Genomic DNA, 18,076 nt, shown 5'->3' with positions numbered 1-18,076 from the left:
CAATTCATAATGAATCTCTTAAAATTAGAAATTGTAGTACTTATTAAGAAATACAAAAAGCTTACAATCGTTGCAGAAAAACTTGGCGTTAAACAACCAACTATTACTTTTCATATAAAAAGCTTAGAAGAAGAACTCGGTGTGTCTTTATTCGAATTACGTTCTGGAAGGTATTTCTTAACAGAGGCTGGTGAGGCTTTGCACCATTATGCTTGTAAAATAGATGCACTTATGAAAGAAGCTAGACGTGTCACGCAAGAGTTTAAAGATTTTCATAAAGGTGCTATAACAATTGGCGCTAGTTATGTACCAGCGACTTATCTTTTGCCAGCAGTCGTTCATCAATTTCAATGTGAATTTCCCAATATAAAAATAACGCTACTAGTGAAAACAGCCCCTGAAATTCGAATGATGCTACAAAATCACGAAATCGATCTTGGGATAATTTCCGCTGCTCCATTTGATGAACCACTTTTAAAACAAACGAATATAATGCCCGATACACTTGTTCTTGCTTTTTCCAAAGAACATCATTTTTCAAAGAAAGACAATGTATCGTTACAAAATATAGAAAAGGAACGCATACTATTGCATCGTAACCCATCTACAACGAGAGATTTACTTACACAATGGACGTTAGCGCACAACATTACATTCCAATCAGAAATTGAATTAGATTCATTAGAAACGATGAAACAAATTTTAAAATATGGTAATGGAATTGCCTTGATTTCTAAACTTGCTATCGAACAAGAAATACAACGAAATGAGCTATGCTATATACCAATCCCTGAATTTGAATTTCAGCGTAATATTTATACGATTCATCATGAGGACAGATGGAATTCTAAAATCATTTCTTTTTTATTACAGAGCATCACTTCATTTGCAACAAAAAATTAAAAGGCTGTCGTTATGCACGACAGCCTTTTAAACTATAAATCTATTTATTTTTCTTTGCCTCAATTTTCGCTTGCGCCTCTTCAGCCTTATCTAATGCTTCTGATACTTTCTTCTCTTTTTCTTTCACTTCATCTATACTATCGACAGCTTTAATAATTTTATCGATTCCTTCTTCTTCTACCTTTCTACGCTTTGCCACTCTTTCATTTACTTTCTCTTCCACATCTTTTGCTTTTTGAAGCATATTCTCTGCATTTGATGTTACAGCTTTTTCAAGTGCATCGTCTTTTTTCATTTGTAACACTTCATTTGCAATGTCTTTCGCTTCTAAATACTTACCGTCTTTTAATGCTGTTGCTCCGTGATCCATTTTCTCGGCCATTTCTTTATATGATTTCGCTTCATTCCCGGATTTCTCTTTTTCTGCTTTTTCAAACCACATTGTTGCATCACTATATTTTTCATCTTTCAATGATTGCATACCTGTTTCAATATATGTGTCATAATTGCTACATCCAGCCATTACGACTAATAGAAAAAGCATAACAAAACTTAATTTTTTCATGCTGTTGTCTCCTTTTCTTTGCAAGCTCACTTTACTTTAACATACATGAAAAAGAGTTTCAAAAACTAAAATACTAATTTAGTCATTTTTATTTTATTAAGTCACATTTCCTTTTAGACAGACACATCCACTTGCTTTTTCATTACATGCTTCTTTACTCCTACTAATACAACTAACAATAAACCTACGCCTAATGTCATCATAACAATGCTAGTTGGCAACATATCTAATAGTAGTCCATATACAATCATACCAAGTGGTGCGATTGCAGTCGCAATTGTTTCAAGTAGGCCAAACACACGCCCTAGGTAGTTCGGATCTGTCGTTTTTTGCATATGTACTTGCATTGGAATGTTTACAATCATAATTGCTATACCAGTTAACATCATAAAAGCAATATAGTAAATAAAACTTGCTACTTTTGGAATGATAACTAACAACGGAAAGACTGTACATAAACTTAAACCTGCAAACAAAAACAGTCCAGTATAAATTGAACGAAACGGATTATTCACTTCTTTACGCACCGATAAAGCAATCGCACCAATTAACATCCCGACTGCTAACATTCCCTCTACAGTACCAAGTTGCTTTGAAGATAAATGTAATGTATGTACGATAATGTATGGAAGTGCAACGGTTAGACCACACGCAAAAAAGTTTACCCACAATGCTATTTTCATTAAACCATATATTTCATGTTTTCGTTTTATATATGAAAAACCTTCTTTTATACTCGTCAAGAAATGCTCTTTACTCTCAGCCACTTCTTTTTTATATAAATCAAATACAATAAATAATTGCAAAATAACCGCTAAAAAGAATGTAATGCTATTCAACAAAAAGAACGACTGAATTGAAAAGAAACCAAATACAACTCCGCCAATAATCGGCCCTAAAATATTTGATAAAGAAGCCGCCGTTTGATTTAAAGCACTCGCTTTTTGAATACGTCCTTCATCTACTAAACTCGGAATAGACGAAGTTAATGCAACGGAATAAAAACTTGCACAAATTGATAATAATGCTGCTGAAATATAAATAAAAAGAAGTGATGGTCCAAATATAGTAGCAAGAATAAACATACTAAGCATCGTTAAACTACTTAATAAATCAGTACCAATGACAAGCCATTTTCGATTGACGCGATCTGCTACAGCACCAGCAATTGGACCACAGATCATCCTTGGAAGTGATCCGCAAACGAGCGTAGTTGCAAACCCCATCCCTGAACCAGTAGTCTTTAATACGTATAACCCCATTGCGAACGTATAAATACCTGCGCCTAATAAAGACGTCATTTTTCCAATCATCATTAAAATGATGTTTCTCGTTGCAATCTTCATTCTTGAATCATGTTGTCCTATACTTATATCTCCCATTTTTGACTCTCTCCCCTTAAAAGTTAAATTGTGTTAAACTTATTATATAATCAATTTTCCGATTTCCACAACATAAAGTTAAATATAATTTAACTTTTTAAATATAAAGGAGCAATAATATGGCAACTCTCGGCGAAAAAATTAAAACATTAAGAAAAGAAAAAAAGCTTACACAAACAGAGCTAGTAGGTTCGGAACTGACAAAAAGTATGCTTAGTCAAATTGAAAATGGAAAAGCTACACCTTCTATGAAAACATTACAATATATTGCTGAAAAACTTGAATGTGAAATGAGCTTTTTATTAGAAGAAGATGAAGGAGAAATTGTAGAACTCATTCAAAAAATGGAGCCATTAATAAAAGCAAATAAATGCGATGAAGTATACAAGACTTTACTACCTATCGTTCAAACAGAGCTACCTTCTACTTTAAATACAGCTCGCTTATATAAACAGTTCCTAACAGGAGCAGTTATTATGAACGATTATCATATTGAATATTACGTTGAAACTGCTGTTTCTATATTTGAAAAATATACTTTATATCGAGAAAGCACTGAAACGAAACTACTGTTTTACTATATGCTCTTCAAACGTAAAAAATATAAAGAATGTTTACAGATGATTGCTACAATTCGTGATGAATATAAAGCAAAGAATTTAGAAATGGATCTGATTACACATATACAACTATACTTAAAAGAAGCCATTATTTTACTCGCATACGGCAATTATGAAAAATGTGAAAAAGTCATTTTAGATGCACTTGCATTTTCAAAAAAGCATCAAGTGTATTATAAAACAGATGAATTTTACCGGATTTTATCTTACCAAAAAGTCATTACAGCTGATAAAGAACAATATTTATATTACATAAAAAAATCTGAGCAATTTGCCATTTTTACAGAAGATATTCTATCCATCGCAATTATTGATATTTTAAAAGCATACTATTACAACACAATTACTAATGAATATACAATCGCATTAAAACATCTAAAACAATTTCGAGAAAAACTAAAAGATGAACCAATCTTTCAAGACGATGGATTATATTATCTTGAAAAAGGAAAATCTTTGTATGGCTTAAAACGTTATAAGGAAGCTTTGGCAATATTAAAACACGCTACCATACCAGATTATATGAGTCATCCACTTGATCAATCGTGGGTATTAACAGCTGGGTCTTATCGTGCCCTTTGCTATATAGAACTTCAAGATAAAAAATCTGCCTTAAAAGAGGCAAAAGAAGCCGTTCAAGCAATAGATAGCTATCCTGATTCCATCTTCACTTCATTTATTAAAGAAATATTACAAATAATACAAAAACTTTAAGAATGTCTCTAAATGGTATATTATTCCTCTTTTTTAGCAAAGATAATAATGATGGGAGGAATATAAATGAATATACAACGTGCAATAGAGCTTTCTATGTCAGCAGAACAAGCCAATGTCAATTTTCAAGGCATGTCTGTTATGATTCAACACGTCGATGAAAGCAATGAAACCGCCCGCATATATGAAGTAAAAAACCCAGGACGCGAATTAACTGTTCCAGTTAATAGCTTAGAGGAAATATAAGAAATGCCACTTCTCTTTTGAAGTGGCATTTTTCTTCTTTCAGATTACTTATTATAAATTTCTTCAACTCTTTATTTTACATGAGCTGAAAAAATAAGAATTTTCTACTTCTTTTCTCTTTGTGACCTGCTAAAATACAAACTATGGATTAATTATTCGTACTATACATTAAGGAGGAAAAATAATGGCATCTAATTTAGAAAAAAACCAGCCTTATTATGCAGTTATATTCACTTCTAATTTATCAAATAATACAACTGACTATAATACCGTTGCCGAAGAAATGGAGAAACTTGCAAAGCAACAATCTGGATTTTTAGGTGTAGAAAGTGCACGAGGTAATTCTGGACTCGGAATAACAATTTCTTATTGGGAATCACTTGATGCGATTGAAAATTGGAAGAAGAACACCTTACATAAAGAAGCGAAAAAAAGAGGTCGTGAGCAATGGTATGAAAACTTCCACCTGCGTATTTGTCTTGTTGAGAAAGAATTTAAGTTTCATAGAGGTACTTTATAACTATGAAGGAAAAATTAGCTCTCGTTATTGTTCATGAAATATATGGTGTGAACGACCATATGCATCACGTTACCCAGCACTTTACTTCATCTCATATAGACGTATTCTGTCCTAATCTTCTACACTTACAACATGCATTTCATTATCGTGATGAAGAAAAGGCATATGAACATTTTGTAAATCATATTGGATTTGATGATGGAAAAAAGCAAATTGAAGAATTCATTTCTCATCTTTCTAGTAGTTATACACATATTGGACTTATCGGCTTTAGTGTTGGAGCTACCATCTCATGGCTATGTAGTAACAATCCGAAAATAAATTTTATTATCGGATGTTACGGTTCTCGTATACGCGACTATGTTCACATAAAGCCTACATGCGCTACACTACTTATATTCCCTGAAAAAGAAGCTAGTTTTTCAGTATCCTCTTTAATTCAAACATTGCAGCAACAAAAGAATCCTTTATTAGAAATAAAACAACTACACGGTGAACATGGATTTCTAAATCCGTACACTGAAAAATATAACGAGCACTCTACAAAACAAGCATACAATTTAATAGATTCATTTCTTGTAAAGTGAAACTTTAATCAGTGGGGGTTGTTCATCCCCCACATAACCTCTTTTCTTACGCTGAATTTTGAGGCGGGGGTCTTACTGCCCGTTAATGCAGGATAAAAACAAGCTTATGAAGGAGACTCAAATGACGCTGACATTACTCTTACTTGTTTTCATACTCATTGCCTTTATCTCAGCGCTAACTATCATTTTTATAACCGTAAAAAAAGGAGGATTTTTCAACCGCCCCTACTTACAATCTATTATCGTTTGCCTTTTATTTTTTACTAATTGGATCTTATATGTAACAACTTTTTATTCGTTACTTCCCGAGAAAATTAGTGAGTTCCTATTCCTACCCATTTGGTTTTTCCTTTGTATTTTAGGTTTTATAACTTTCTGGCGTGAATGGGGAAATAATCGTGTATTCTCCATATGTATCGGTTTTCTTTCCTTGACTAGTTTTTTATTTGGATTATTGTTGTTAGTTCTTTCCGGGATGTAATAGAAGAAGGAAGAAAAGCCAACTTTCAACTTTTCTTCCTTCTATGTTTACCTTTAGTTTTCACTGTCACTGATTCACAAGGTGTATAATATATTTGAGGTGTCGCCTTATCAACAAACATCATAAACGTAATAAAGCCGATAATAAAGAAAATAAATAACGTTAACAAAATTGCTCCTATCGTTAAAAGTATCATAACACCACCCCTATATTTTTCATGTTATTACACTTTTCGCTATGATATGAGTGTAATCCTTTTTAGAAAAGGAAACGTAACAAAATAATCACAATCACTCCCGTTAATACTGTACCTAATAAACTACGAGTATATATCGCTACAAGAAATGTTGGAATTGCTGCAATAAGATAATCCCACTGCATCGTTTCATGCATAAATAAAACTTGTGCTAAAAGCGCTGCTAATATCGCAATTGGTATGTAATTTAACCATTTTAAACCCCAGTCAGGAATTTGTAGTTTGCTAAATACGAGTAGAGGTAAAATACGTGGCACGATTGTAACAGCTCCTGCTGCTAATAAAAGTAATAATACGTCTAATCTCATTTCCATTTTTCAATCACCACTCCAATCGTCGCAGCTAGTAAGGTTGCGATAATAACCGCTATACTATCTGGCATAAATACGTGTGAAACGTATGCGATAATAATCGCTACAATTGCAACACTTAAATGAATTGCTAGTTTCGGTTTACTACTTATGAGCTGAAGAACAAATAATCCGATAAACATCGCTGGTAATGCATAATCCATGCCGTATGTATGTGGATCTGGTATCCACTCACCAAATAGCCCGCCAATGATAGTGGCAAGAATCCAATTTAAATACGCTGTTACATTAAGCCCTATCATCCATCTTTCACCTAAATATCCTTTTTGCGCAGCATGCTGCACTGCAACGCCGAAAGTTTCATCTGTAATTTGCGAACCGATGATTAAGTTTTTAAATAGAGGAATTTTCGTAAAGTACGGTGCAAGTGCAGCACTCATAAGAAGGTGGCGCAAGTTAACAAAAAATACAGTAAAAATAATTGCGGAAGCAGGAGCACCGGCTGCATACATACCAGCTAATATAAATTGGGCAGAACCTGCATAAATTAAAGTGGACATAAATGCAATTTCAATGATGGAGAAACCAGCTGTTTTTGCAATTACACCAGCTGCTATACCGATGCTCAAGTAACCAAATACAGTTGGTAAACAATCTTTTACTCCTTGCTGAAATGTATCGTCACTCTGCAAAGCTACATGTGCCTCAGCTTTACTCATCTCTATCATCCTCCATTCCTTCTAAAGTTCGTTTTCCTGTTACGACATGAACTAAATCTATATTTTCACGCCATAACGTATCTAACTTATCAGCTCCAAATTCCTTTGTGATTTCTTCAACCATAATATCGTGCCGCACATACTCTGTAGCAACGAGAACTAGCGCTGGGTCATACGTTGTAACGGCCCATGAAGTGCTATCATTTGAAAAGTTCGCAATTAATACTTCCTCTCCATCACGAGCAATAACAGTTAAATGACCACCCATTCTCTTTTCAACAACGTGGGGCGTCATATAATTATGGTGAAATGTCGCTCCTATTTTTGTTTCTGGAGCTCCAAATAAGATTGAAAATATATGTACGCCTTCCTCTTCCTTTTGATGAATGTATGGTTCAATTTCATGCACTTGATCTTCCCATACAGAAATCCATAACTCTTCCTTAGCTCTACTAATTATATTGCATATTTCTTTCAAAACACGATCATTTGAACGAATATGCGAAATTACATCAATCTGTCTTTCTTGTTCTAAATCATTTAATTTCTGGTCTAAAAACTCAAAGGACTTTTCAAAGTCTTTTCGCATTCGATTCATTAATTCGGTAGCTGGTACTGGTACATATTTAACTGGTTCAGAAGGTACAATATGCACCGCTCCTTTATCCATTAACTTACCGAGTACCTCGTAAATCATAGAACGAGGTACTCCTGTTTGTTTACTCACTTCATAGCCTGTTACTGGGGAATGTTTTAGTAGTCCAATATACGCTTTACATTCATACTGAGAAAATCCTAACTTTTGTAATTCCTTTATAATTTCATCCATCGGTAACCCCTCACAATCTAAATCGCCCTTACTTCAAAACGACGATTTTGCTTCCCTTTACTTTTTACTTTATCAATAACAAGTGTTCCTATTTCACTCGTATTTTTCACATGTGTGCCTCCACAAGCTTGTTCGTCTAAATTTTCAATTGTAACAATGCGGATTTCTTGGATAGTAGTTGGTAGGAGATTTATTGCTGTTTTAATCATTCCTACAGCATTTTCTGCTTCTTCGCGGCTCATATAACGAGTGGAAATTTCTTTATTTTGCTTAATAAGTTTATTCACTTCCTCAACGATTTCTTCTACTTCCACGCTCGATAACTCTTGTAACTCATTAAAATCGATACGTGCTTTATCAGGATAAATTTGATTTCCAGTGCATAGAGCTCCATACTTTTCATAAACAACAGCTCCGATAAGATGCAGTAAAGAGTGATGACGCATTAAATTATGACGCCTTTCCCAATTTATCTCTAATTTAACTAGACCTAACTTTACTTGTGCTTCGTCTTTTATATAGTGAACTATTTCTCCTTGCTCCTTCTTTACTTTTTCAACTTCAAATACAGACCCATCTTGTACAATGACACCCGTATCACATTCCTGTCCTCCACCAGTTGGATAAAAAACTGTTTCTTTTACAAATACTTTATTCCCTTCTACTCTTATCACTTCTGTTTCGCAACTCGTTTTGTATGCATCTTCTAAATATAATGCCTTTGTCATACCCTCACCTCTTTAGTAGTTATAGTTATACCTACTAATATAAAAAAGAAACTCCGCAAAGTCAATTGATAATTCTGAAATTTAAAATTAATAAAAGACTCCTTTATTAGGAGTCCACTATCTCAATATTTCATTCGCTTCTTTTTCATAAATTTTATCAAATGACGTCATAACGCGCTGTGATGCTTGAATCATCTTTTGATCTGTCATAAGATCTGCCATCTCTTTCGTCATATCTACATTTGAATTTTCTAGCATATGATTTTTTACTATTCCTGTTCCGTTCGGTAAATTAGCAATGTTTCCTTCTGCTAGTGTAAAGCTTTTATTTTCACGTTGTACGAGACGAGCATTCGTTTCTGCATCTACTGTTTTTGTTTGTAAACGACCAATATTATTTTGTGTTACTTCATCATATAATGTACCGTCTGCTTGTACAGCAACCTTTGCTCCTTCTGGAATACGAATACGCTCATTATTCTCTCCCATTACGAAAGCACCAGATGACGTTTGTAAATAACGATCACTATTTAATGTGAAACTACCATCTCTCGTTAAAAACGTTTCATCATTTTTAGAAGTAACGAAAAATGATGTTGTGCCGGCCGCGCCGTCATCTAAAAAGAAATCTGTAGCGCTATTTGTCATTTGTATATTTCCTTGTACTAAATTCACATGCGTTGCAGCTGGTACTACAGCGTAATCGACCGAACCGATATTTGTTACCGCCCCATCTCCGCGGCGATATGTGTCTTGTACATCAAATACTTTAGACGTCATATTTTCTGCTTTAAATCCTGTCGTTTGAGCATTTGCAACGTTATTCGAATGAACATTAATGCGCTGCATGTAATTCATCATGCCCATAGAACCTATATAAAGACCGTTCATATTCGTTTGAATAAGGCAAGCGCCTTATTCTTCACCTCTTTTCTACGATGTTTGTAACATTTGTTTTGCTAAATGTTCAGCTGTAGCGATATGTATATTTTTCTTTATGTCTTGGCCATCTGTCATTAATACAATAGGAGCTGATGATACTGCTGGAATTTTCAACAATTCGCCACTACTTGCTGTTTCATCAAATTTCGTAAACACAATACCATCTATATGAATATCTTTAAAGTTTGTAATAATTTCAATCATATCTTTACTTTTCATAGAAGCTGATAACGTTAAACAAATATAATCTGGTTCTACTTGTCCCATCGTTTCAATCATTTCTTCCACTGTTTCTGACGTACGATAATTTTTCCCTGCTGTATCAATTAAAATATAATCGACGCGTGCTTCTTCTTTAAAATACGTAAGCGCTCTTGTCATTGCAGCTTCATCACGCACAGCAATTACTTCAGATCCAATTGTCTTTACGTTATCTTGCAATTGCTGCACTGTCCCTATGCGCGAATGATCGGTCGTTATAAAACCAACTGTTTTTTTCTTACCGTGAAATTGCCATGCCATTTTCGCAAGTGTCGTCGTTTTACCAACGCCAGTTGGACCTATTAATGCAATTGTTTGTACTTCTTTTTCAAAGACGTTTTCCGTATTAAAATGAGATTTCATATCTTCCAATATGTACCTGATAACTTCTTCTTCCGTAATCATCGTTGCATTTTCAAACTTTATTTTTAACTTTTCAGCATATGCATGAATGAAATATTGTTCCACATCGTTTTGTTCTAGCATCCGAATTACTTTTTGAATAATAAACGGTACAGATTCTTGATTTTCTTTCTTTGGAACTACTTCTTCTTTCTTTACCGGAACGACTTGTTTCACAACTTTTTTCTTTTTCGTTACTTCCGTTTCTTTCATCGGTTTCACAACGACGATTCCTTTTTCAAACAGCTTTAATAGTTTCTCTTTTTTTCTTGCCCATTCTTCACTATTTCCTGTTTGCATCGCCGCGTATGACATAGAAGTCGTTACGTTTTCTAAATTGTGCAGTACTGATTGAATTCCATTCGCCTTCACAATTTGTTCTGAAGGATCATTCACAACATCCATTAACTGTTCATGAAATTGAGCTGTACCTTCATTCACTTCTTCCTGTTTTTCTTCTGGAAAAGCAACTAACATTTCATAATCCTTTTTCCAAAAAAACGGTATATTTCGTTTTACACTTTCATCGACAACATAATAATAATCTGTACCATATTGGTCAAATAACTTTCGATACAATTCATTTTTCGAAGCTGCTTTTATTCGCATTAACGCTTCTTTCTTTTCTGTACTTTCCATTACTTCACCCCCTACTATTCAATATAGGCAATTTGATCCACAACAATTTCTGGTGCTAATTCACTAATACAAAGTACTTGTGCTTCCACTTGATAACGTTCTAGCAGTCTTACAATCGCAAATCTAAAATCTTTTCTACGTGTTAATAACACTGGTTCTCTTCCCATTAAACGTGCTTGCTTAAAGACGCGCTGCACTTGCTCAACGACACGTGTTTCTAAATCTAAATCCCAGTTTAATAAGTAACCTTGATATGAATTATTCACAACATCCGCATCTAACTCAATTGAATCAGAGAAGAGCGCTGCATATATTTTTCCGTCTGGATTTTTCGCATTTTCACAAATAACTTTTGAAATACATTCACGAACAAATGATGTCACACCATCAACGTGGTTTTGATAAATTTCTTTGCCGTCAATAATACCTTCAATAATTGTTGGTAAATCACGAATAGAAATACCTTCTTTTAGAAGTTGTTTAATAACATTTTGAACGAGTGATAAATCAATTTCTTTCTTCTTAATCTCTTCTAATAGAACGCCATTATCATTTTCAAGCGAGTTAATTAAGTCTTTTACATGTTGACGCTGAATTAATTCATGAAGATTACGTCTAACGACAACATCTAAATGTGTAATTAATATGCTAAGTGGCTCTAACACTTGATAGCCTTTCATTTGTGCATCTTGCACCATATGCTCTAAAATCCAATATCCATCTTCACCAAAAATTGGATCTTTCGCTGGCTCTGCATCTAAATCAGCCATTACGTTTGGTGTTTTCAGTGCTAATAAATAACCTGATTTTAAAACACCTTCAGCCGCCTTCGCACCTTTAATTCGAATAATGTAACGTCCGCGTGGCCTAAAGCTCGTATTATCTTTAAAGTTAATTCCAGGAACGTTAATACCAAGGTCAGTAATAATTGACTTCCTCATAAGAACAACTTTATCACGAGCTGTTTCCCCGTTAATTTTTTGCTTTACAAGTGCTGCTAAATCTAAACCGAGTTCTACTATAATTGGATATTTATCCGTAAATACTCCAAATGAATCTTCTACTTGTTGCAGTTGCTCATCTTCGCCTTGAATCATTTCTATTTCTTTTTGAAGCTCGTCTTCTTTTTCTTTCTTTATTCGATTTTTATTACGAATTCCTAAGAAGATAATTGTTCCGCCAACGAGTGCGAATGGTAGAAACGGTAGCGGAGTAAAAATACCCATTGCGATAAATAAACCACCGAGTGCATATACAACGACTTCATGTGCTAATAACTCTTTAAAGATACCTTCTGTTACTGTATCCGGTGAACCGTCAAATACACGAGTTACGATAATACCTGTTGAAATCGCAAGCATAAGCGATCCAATTTGGTTTACGATTCCGTCACCGACAGTTAACTGTGTATAATGAAGAGCCGCATCCGCAAAGCTCATCCCTTGCTGCATCATTCCGACAATTAAACCGAAAATAATGTTTACGAATAAAATGACAATCCCGAAAATAACGTCCCCTTTAATGAACTTTCCGGCACCATCCATCGCCCCGTAAAACTCTGTTTCCATATTTAATTTTTTTCGTTTTGCTTGTGCATCTTTTTCTGAAATAATACGCTGGTTTAAATCAGCATCGATAGACATTTGTTTCCCTGGTAAAGAATCAAGTGTAAAACGAGCTGCTACTTCAGCTGTACGAGACGCACCGTTTGCAACAATAAACTGAAATATGATTAATACTGTAAAAATAACGATACCAATTAATAAGTTTCCGCCAATTACGAACTGACCGAACTCTTCAATAACATGACCAGCATTTCCATCTGTCAAAATCGCTCGCGTCGTCGAAACGTTAATCGATACGCGGAAAATCCCGATTAATAACAGCATCGTTGGAAATGACTTTAATTCATCCCACTCGTTAATACTTGTCGCTCGCATATAAATAAGCACTGACATACTTAGTAGAAAAACGATAATAATATCAAGTATAAATGGTGGAAGTGGAATTAAGAGCGCCACTACGAATGACGCTGCTAAAAAGATAGAAAAATAGGTTCTTGCAGAATCTATCTTAAACAAAGAGATCTCCTCCAAACGCGCTATTATACTTCAAGTTCATTCGTCTGAATTAAATAGCGCATAACTTCAATTACAGCTACATATAAATCTTCTGGAATCGTCTCATCTTCCTCGACTTGATAATATAAAGAACGAGCAAGCGGACGGTTTTCCACCATTGGTATTTCTTGTTCACGGGCAAGCGTTCGTATATATAACGCGAGCTCATCTTCCCCTTTTGCAACGACAATTGGTGCTGCATCGACGTGTTTATTGTAACGAAGTACGACCGAAATATGAGTCGGGTTGTTTACAATAAATGTTGCGCCATCCATCTTCTTCGCAATTGTTCCTTGCAAGATTGCATGCATAAAGTTTTTTCGTTTTCCTTTAACTTGCGGGTCCCCTTCATTATCTTTATGCTCTTGTTTCACTTCTTCTTTTTTCATCTTAATATCTTGCTCGTACTCCCATTTTTGATAAATGAAATCAATAATAGAAAGAACGATTAAAATAATTAAAATTGCTAAGAAAATAAATTTAATTTCCCTAATAATTTCAGTAAGTGATGCAGTCCAGTTGAATCCAATCATACTGACAATTTTCTCTAAATTCTTTTTAAAAAGAACGTAAGCGACGTAACCGATTAATCCCATATAAAACAGTGATTTCAAAATATCTACTAAACTTTTACGACTAAACAGTCTCGTAAAATAGTTTTTCGGATTAATACGTGACGCTTTCGGTTTAATGACTTTAGAAGAAAATAGGAAGCCGACTTGAATCATATAATTAAATAAATGAAAAGCGTATACGAGTATTAATATCGGAGCCGATACTTTCAGTAATAAAATCCCCATTAAATAAAAATACTCGGTTGAATCTGTATTTTTTCCAATTTGATCAAACAGCACCGCTACGGAATTTGCAATCTCATACCCTAGCCAATCTCCGAAGAAATAAACGACAACTGCTAATACTAGAATGGAAAATAAATTATTTAAATCTTTACTCCGGGCAATATTCCCTTCTTCACGCGATTTTTTACGCTTCTGCGGGGTGGCCTTTTCTGTTTTATTATCCTTTGCCATGCGCGTCCCCCTACTTCGTTAAGAAAAAGTTAAATAGTTTCGTATACTCTTCAAGTAATACATCCGTCATATTTTTAAACACATAACCGAGCATCGGTACACTCATCGCAATAAACAAAATACCGCACGTAATTTTAATTACGTATGCATTCATAAAAACGTTTAATTGCGGAGCGTTTTTTGCAATTAAAATTAGAACAAAGTTAATGATGAATAAACTTCCCATAAGCGGAAGAGCAATTTCAACCGCTGATGTGATCGCAAATAATAGCGTTGCGAGTAGACTATCTAAAAAACTAGTCGTCAACAATTTTGAAATCGCCTCTGTATATTGAAACGACTTTAAAATCGTGGCAACGAAATAATTAATGCCGCCAAGTGAAATAAAAATAATGAGAAAAAATATATCAAAAATGGTTGATAGTAAAGTAGACTGTGAGCCCGCATTTACATCAAACAAACTTGCTTGTGATAAACCGATATCAAAGTCTAAAATATGCCCGGCCATTTTCGGAATGTTCCACAGCATTTCTACAATTTTTGAAAGTGATAATCCAATTACAATTTGCGTTCCTGCATAAGCTGCAACGTCCCAAACTGTCTTGATGTGAGAGACATCCACTTGATCAGCCACTGTAATTGAAAGAGCAAGTCCAACTGTAACCTTCGCCATTGCTGGAATGGATCGTCCTGAGAAAAACGGTAAAAAATATAAAAATGAAGTAATGCGGCAAAACGCAAAAAACGTTGCCGCCCATAATTCCATATTCATTTCAGTTCACCTATCTTAGTACGAACGCAATAGCGATGGGATTTTATCAAATAAATCTAAAATAAGTGTCGTTAACTCTTGGAACATCCACGGACCTAAAATGATAATAACGAGGACAATACTCGCCATTTTCGGTAAAAACGTCAGCGTTTGCTCTTGAATTTGCATCATCGCCATAATGACAGCGATGATAATAACGACAATCATACTTACGCCGGCAACCGGCATTAAAATCATAACCCCTTTATAAAAAAAGGTTTGAAAAATATCTATAATTGGTGACGTATTCATTTATATGACTCCTATCACATAGCATCAAACGCTTCAGGCGACTGTTTTAAACATAATGTCGACGATTTTTGTATATCCACCTAAATATACGAAAACGAGTATTTTAAACGGTAAACTTAAAATCATCGGCGGTACCATCATCATCCCGAGGTACATTAAAAGTGTACTAATAATCAAATCTATAAATACAAACGCTAAATAAATGAACATCCCTGTTAGTAAACCTTTTTGAATTTGCGTTAACGTAAAGGATGGTACGAGCGTAAATAGTGAAAGATCTTTCAAATCTTTCGGCAACTCTTCTCCGCGTACTTTCAGCATCATTTTTAAATCATGCTTATACGTATGCTTTGACATATATTCTTTCATAATAGGAGCTGTCGTTTCCGCAGCTTGACTTACTGTTATTTTCTCTTTCGTCATCGGATCCCACACATCACTCTTCAGTTGCCCAAGTACAGGCTGCATCGTAAAGAGTGATAAAAATAATGCAAGTCCAACAAGCACTTGGTTTGGTGGTAAATTCATTACCCCAAGTCCTTGACGTGTAATCCCTAGAACGATCATAAAATAAGTAAAATGTGTAAATAATAGAACGATAGAAGAAGATAATGATAAAAGGGTAACGAGCGCAAATAGTTGTACACTTGAATTACTCGTAAACTCTTTTCCATTTTCGAAATTAATAAAACCGTTCGGGGCTGCATACGCTGGATTTACAAAAATAATTGAAAAAACGATAGAAAATACGAAAATAACGGCTAATAATGATAACTGTTTCTTTATTCTCATGATGGATCCTCTACTTTTTTCGTTTCACTCTTCACCGCGTCTTCTAGTGCTTGTTGAAACTGATTTCCTGTTCCGGTTAATTGCACAGACTGCACACCGTTATTACTAATAACAGTGAACACTTGCTTTCCGTCCACTTCAAATAAAAAGGCACTCGTTTGATGATTTAAATACACACCGTCTTTTACTTGAATATGGCCATTTTCACCCTGCTTAAAAAACTGCTGTTTGCGCGTCTTTTTCGTCATATAATATGCACCGTAGCCGAGCGCACCAAACAGTAAAACGACTTGAAATAAGGTCGTCATATACGACATATGACTCCTCCTCTACTCTTTATCTTGCATTTGACTTTGCGCTTTCATAAGCGCCGCTTGTTTCTTATCAGCTTCAATTTCAGAAATGATAATACCGAATTTCTCGTCCATTACGATTGCTTCACCGATGCCGACTTTCATATTACTTAAATACACATCTACTTTATGTCCTAAGTTTTTCTCTACTTCCAGAACATCGCCAACTTTTAACTGCTTTACATCACCAAGTGTAATAGATGACTTTCCAAGCTTTACACCAAGTTCAATCGAAATATCTGAAACAGTATCAATATGTGCTTTACCTGCTTCATTTCGCTTTCCTGCAAAATCTTCTAATCCCATTAATGACACGGGAGATACTTCATGCTTCATATGGATCCTCCTACTCTACAAAACTTTTAAATAGGAGCGCCTTACGCGTTCCATCTTTTCCAATAAAACAATTAAATTTATGCTTTCCATCTACATAACCAAGTAATTCATCCGAAACTTTCGTATGAAGCGGAATAATATCGCCTTCTTCAATTTGTTCAATCTCACTCATTGTCATTTTCTGCTCACCAATTGCAACGTGAACAGGTTTGTACACTTGATTTACTTTCATTTCCACTTCAGACGTATACTTTTTACGCTTGTCTGAAGAATGTTCGACAATATTTTCAGACGTTAACTTATCCATAATTTCTTCAACAGATAAGAATGGAATTCCGATACGCACCGTCGTATTCCAAAACTCTGTTTTCATATTTACGTTAAGTAATGAAATGATATCACTCGCTGTCGTAATCTTTAATGCATTCGGATCTGTTTCTGTCGTTACAAATTTCGGTTCAATCGCAACAACACTTTCAAATGATTGCTCTAAATTTTTACAAAGAAGCAAGAATATATTATCAAGCGTTAAAAACTCAAATGCTGTTAACGGTCTGCGCATCGTAAAGTTACGCTTACTATCTCCGCCAAGCCAACATTCATGAATATAAATAACGAATGCTAAATCAATCTCAATAACAATTTCTCCAAGCTCTGGCAAACCGAGATCAATTACACAATATAAATAATAATCTTTCGGCATTTTCTCCACATACTCACTCGTAAATGGAACTTGCTCAACCGTTGAAGGCTCTAGTTCAATTGGAATACGCATACGAGCTGATAACGTCTGTGACGTCTGTTTCCCAAACGTAGAAGCAATCGCTTGCAAACTACGTAAATGCTCAACACCGAACTTCTCTGGTCTATTAAAATCATACTCTTGAAATTTCTCTTGCTTTCCTGCTTCTTGTGCGAAAGCTGGCATTTCCTCGCCTTCATTTACCGCCTTCAGCAGGGCATCAATTTGCTCTTGGCTTAATTTTTCGCCACTCATGACAATCCCCTTCCCTACCTTTTCAATTCAACGATTTCAACGTACATCTTTCCATTCTTCGTCAAAATCTTTCCGGTTCCAATCTCTTCATTCTCAAGCATAAGACGCACCGTATTTTTCGTTGAATTTTCAAGACGATACAATGTACCTTTCGTAATATGAAGCAGATCTTCAATTTTCTTTTTCGTATTTCCGATTTCAAAATAAATTGTTAACGGAATATCATCTTGTAATTTCAAATCTAGCCAACTCCCATATCATGTTCACGAAAATTTCATG

At 34.8% G+C, this 18,076-nt stretch carries 24 protein-coding genes; 6 read left to right on the top strand and 18 right to left on the bottom strand.

All coding sequences use genetic code 11. From position 1 onward, the window contains the following. Positions 1-9: 9 nt before the first annotated feature. Positions 10-903 (top strand): LysR family transcriptional regulator, encoded by an 894-nt coding sequence (locus tag ACQGSG_RS13385; RefSeq protein ID WP_001050594.1) that lies wholly within the window; start codon positions 10-12, stop codon positions 901-903. 40 nt (positions 904-943) lie between these two features. On the opposite strand, the gene ACQGSG_RS13380 is transcribed toward ACQGSG_RS13385, so the two are convergent. Together ACQGSG_RS13380 and ACQGSG_RS13375 are read right to left on the bottom strand one after the other, a co-directional pair. Beyond that, the gene (locus ACQGSG_RS13380) at positions 944-1,468 is read right to left on the bottom strand and encodes a DUF4398 domain-containing protein (RefSeq protein WP_000736428.1); all 525 of its coding nucleotides are present in this window, start codon (positions 1,466-1,468) and stop codon (positions 944-946) included. Between the two features lie 113 nt (positions 1,469-1,581). Further along, on the bottom strand, positions 1,582-2,850 hold the full coding sequence (locus tag ACQGSG_RS13375) for an MFS transporter (RefSeq protein ID WP_025967108.1): 1,269 nt from the start codon (positions 2,848-2,850) through the stop codon (positions 1,582-1,584). 119 nt (positions 2,851-2,969) lie between these two features. On the opposite strand from ACQGSG_RS13375, the gene ACQGSG_RS13370 reads away from it, so the two are divergent. The 5 genes from ACQGSG_RS13370 (at position 2,970) to ACQGSG_RS13350 (ending at position 6,018) form a co-directional block, all read left to right on the top strand. Continuing rightward, positions 2,970-4,184 carry a helix-turn-helix domain-containing protein gene (locus ACQGSG_RS13370; protein ID WP_025967107.1) on the top strand — a complete coding sequence of 405 codons (1,215 nt, stop codon included), beginning with the start codon at positions 2,970-2,972 and terminating at the stop codon, positions 4,182-4,184. Positions 4,185-4,250: 66 nt separating this feature from the next. Further along, entirely contained in the window at positions 4,251-4,430 is a 180-nt protein-coding gene (locus tag ACQGSG_RS13365; RefSeq protein WP_325842273.1) for an H-type small acid-soluble spore protein, read from the top strand. Positions 4,431-4,614: 184 nt separating this feature from the next. Beyond that, complete coding sequence (locus tag ACQGSG_RS13360) at positions 4,615-4,950, top strand: antibiotic biosynthesis monooxygenase family protein (RefSeq protein ID WP_000157888.1); 336 nt, start codon at positions 4,615-4,617, stop codon at positions 4,948-4,950. Positions 4,951-4,952: 2 nt separating this feature from the next. Beyond that, complete coding sequence (locus tag ACQGSG_RS13355) at positions 4,953-5,537, top strand: dienelactone hydrolase family protein (RefSeq protein ID WP_098604914.1); 585 nt, start codon at positions 4,953-4,955, stop codon at positions 5,535-5,537. Between the two features lie 121 nt (positions 5,538-5,658). Continuing rightward, positions 5,659-6,018, top strand: a complete 360-nt coding sequence (locus ACQGSG_RS13350) for a hypothetical protein (protein WP_098591930.1) — start codon at positions 5,659-5,661, stop codon at positions 6,016-6,018. A gap of 25 nt (positions 6,019-6,043) precedes the next feature. Here the strand turns inward: ACQGSG_RS13350 and ACQGSG_RS13345 are convergent, their stop codons facing one another. From ACQGSG_RS13345 to ACQGSG_RS13270, 16 genes are all read right to left on the bottom strand, one after another. Next, positions 6,044-6,214 carry a DUF3951 domain-containing protein gene (locus ACQGSG_RS13345; RefSeq protein WP_000602236.1) on the bottom strand — a complete coding sequence of 57 codons (171 nt, stop codon included), beginning with the start codon at positions 6,212-6,214 and terminating at the stop codon, positions 6,044-6,046. Between the two features lie 62 nt (positions 6,215-6,276). Next, on the bottom strand, positions 6,277-6,588 hold the full coding sequence (locus tag ACQGSG_RS13340) for an AzlD domain-containing protein (RefSeq protein ID WP_000425938.1): 312 nt from the start codon (positions 6,586-6,588) through the stop codon (positions 6,277-6,279). Further along, positions 6,579-7,304, bottom strand: coding sequence for an AzlC family ABC transporter permease (locus ACQGSG_RS13335; RefSeq protein ID WP_098604915.1), 726 nt, complete (start codon positions 7,302-7,304; stop codon positions 6,579-6,581). The genes ACQGSG_RS13340 and ACQGSG_RS13335 overlap by 10 nt, the downstream gene beginning before the upstream one ends. Further along, positions 7,297-8,133, bottom strand: a complete 837-nt coding sequence (locus ACQGSG_RS13330; protein ID WP_084064962.1) for a TrmB family transcriptional regulator — start codon at positions 8,131-8,133, stop codon at positions 7,297-7,299. The genes ACQGSG_RS13335 and ACQGSG_RS13330 overlap by 8 nt, the downstream gene beginning before the upstream one ends. A 17-nt stretch (positions 8,134-8,150) precedes the next feature. After that, on the bottom strand, positions 8,151-8,861 hold the full coding sequence (locus tag ACQGSG_RS13325; RefSeq protein WP_098604916.1) for an alanyl-tRNA editing protein: 711 nt from the start codon (positions 8,859-8,861) through the stop codon (positions 8,151-8,153). 117 nt (positions 8,862-8,978) lie between these two features. Beyond that, positions 8,979-9,752 (bottom strand): flagellar basal-body rod protein FlgG, encoded by a 774-nt coding sequence (locus ACQGSG_RS13320; RefSeq protein WP_001013935.1) that lies wholly within the window; start codon positions 9,750-9,752, stop codon positions 8,979-8,981. Between the two features lie 42 nt (positions 9,753-9,794). Next, complete coding sequence (flhF, locus tag ACQGSG_RS13315) at positions 9,795-11,105, bottom strand: flagellar biosynthesis protein FlhF (protein ID WP_025967105.1); 1,311 nt, start codon at positions 11,103-11,105, stop codon at positions 9,795-9,797. A gap of 14 nt (positions 11,106-11,119) precedes the next feature. After that, the gene (gene flhA, locus ACQGSG_RS13310) at positions 11,120-13,186 is read right to left on the bottom strand and encodes a flagellar biosynthesis protein FlhA (protein ID WP_000472534.1); all 2,067 of its coding nucleotides are present in this window, start codon (positions 13,184-13,186) and stop codon (positions 11,120-11,122) included. Positions 13,187-13,209: 23 nt separating this feature from the next. Further along, on the bottom strand, positions 13,210-14,256 hold the full coding sequence (gene flhB, locus ACQGSG_RS13305; RefSeq protein ID WP_001030111.1) for a flagellar type III secretion system protein FlhB: 1,047 nt from the start codon (positions 14,254-14,256) through the stop codon (positions 13,210-13,212). Between the two features lie 10 nt (positions 14,257-14,266). Further along, complete coding sequence (locus tag ACQGSG_RS13300) at positions 14,267-15,028, bottom strand: flagellar biosynthetic protein FliR (RefSeq protein WP_001055718.1); 762 nt, start codon at positions 15,026-15,028, stop codon at positions 14,267-14,269. Between the two features lie 15 nt (positions 15,029-15,043). Further along, on the bottom strand, positions 15,044-15,319 hold the full coding sequence (locus ACQGSG_RS13295) for a flagellar biosynthetic protein FliQ (RefSeq protein ID WP_001098085.1): 276 nt from the start codon (positions 15,317-15,319) through the stop codon (positions 15,044-15,046). A gap of 33 nt (positions 15,320-15,352) precedes the next feature. Further along, positions 15,353-16,111, bottom strand: coding sequence for a flagellar type III secretion system pore protein FliP (locus ACQGSG_RS13290; protein ID WP_001220582.1), 759 nt, complete (start codon positions 16,109-16,111; stop codon positions 15,353-15,355). After that, entirely contained in the window at positions 16,108-16,428 is a 321-nt protein-coding gene (locus ACQGSG_RS13285) for a hypothetical protein (protein ID WP_000121176.1), read from the bottom strand. The genes ACQGSG_RS13290 and ACQGSG_RS13285 overlap by 4 nt, the downstream gene beginning before the upstream one ends. Before the next feature lie 12 nt (positions 16,429-16,440). Beyond that, positions 16,441-16,800: a flagellar motor switch protein FliN gene (fliN, locus tag ACQGSG_RS13280; protein WP_000680010.1), complete on the bottom strand. Its 360-nt coding sequence runs from the start codon at positions 16,798-16,800 to the stop codon at positions 16,441-16,443. Between the two features lie 10 nt (positions 16,801-16,810). Then, positions 16,811-17,797 (bottom strand): flagellar motor switch protein FliM, encoded by a 987-nt coding sequence (gene fliM, locus ACQGSG_RS13275; protein ID WP_016117526.1) that lies wholly within the window; start codon positions 17,795-17,797, stop codon positions 16,811-16,813. A gap of 14 nt (positions 17,798-17,811) precedes the next feature. Then, complete coding sequence (locus tag ACQGSG_RS13270) at positions 17,812-18,036, bottom strand: flagellar motor switch protein FliN (protein WP_000775712.1); 225 nt, start codon at positions 18,034-18,036, stop codon at positions 17,812-17,814. Positions 18,037-18,076 lie beyond the last annotated feature (40 nt).

This window comes from Bacillus sp. GMa5/1 (assembly GCF_050172015.1).
In the GTDB taxonomy this organism is placed as follows: domain Bacteria; phylum Bacillota; class Bacilli; order Bacillales; family Bacillaceae_G; genus Bacillus_A; species Bacillus_A cereus.
Note: the sequence above shows the minus strand (reverse complement) of the source record. Positions and strands in the feature narration are given on the sequence as shown.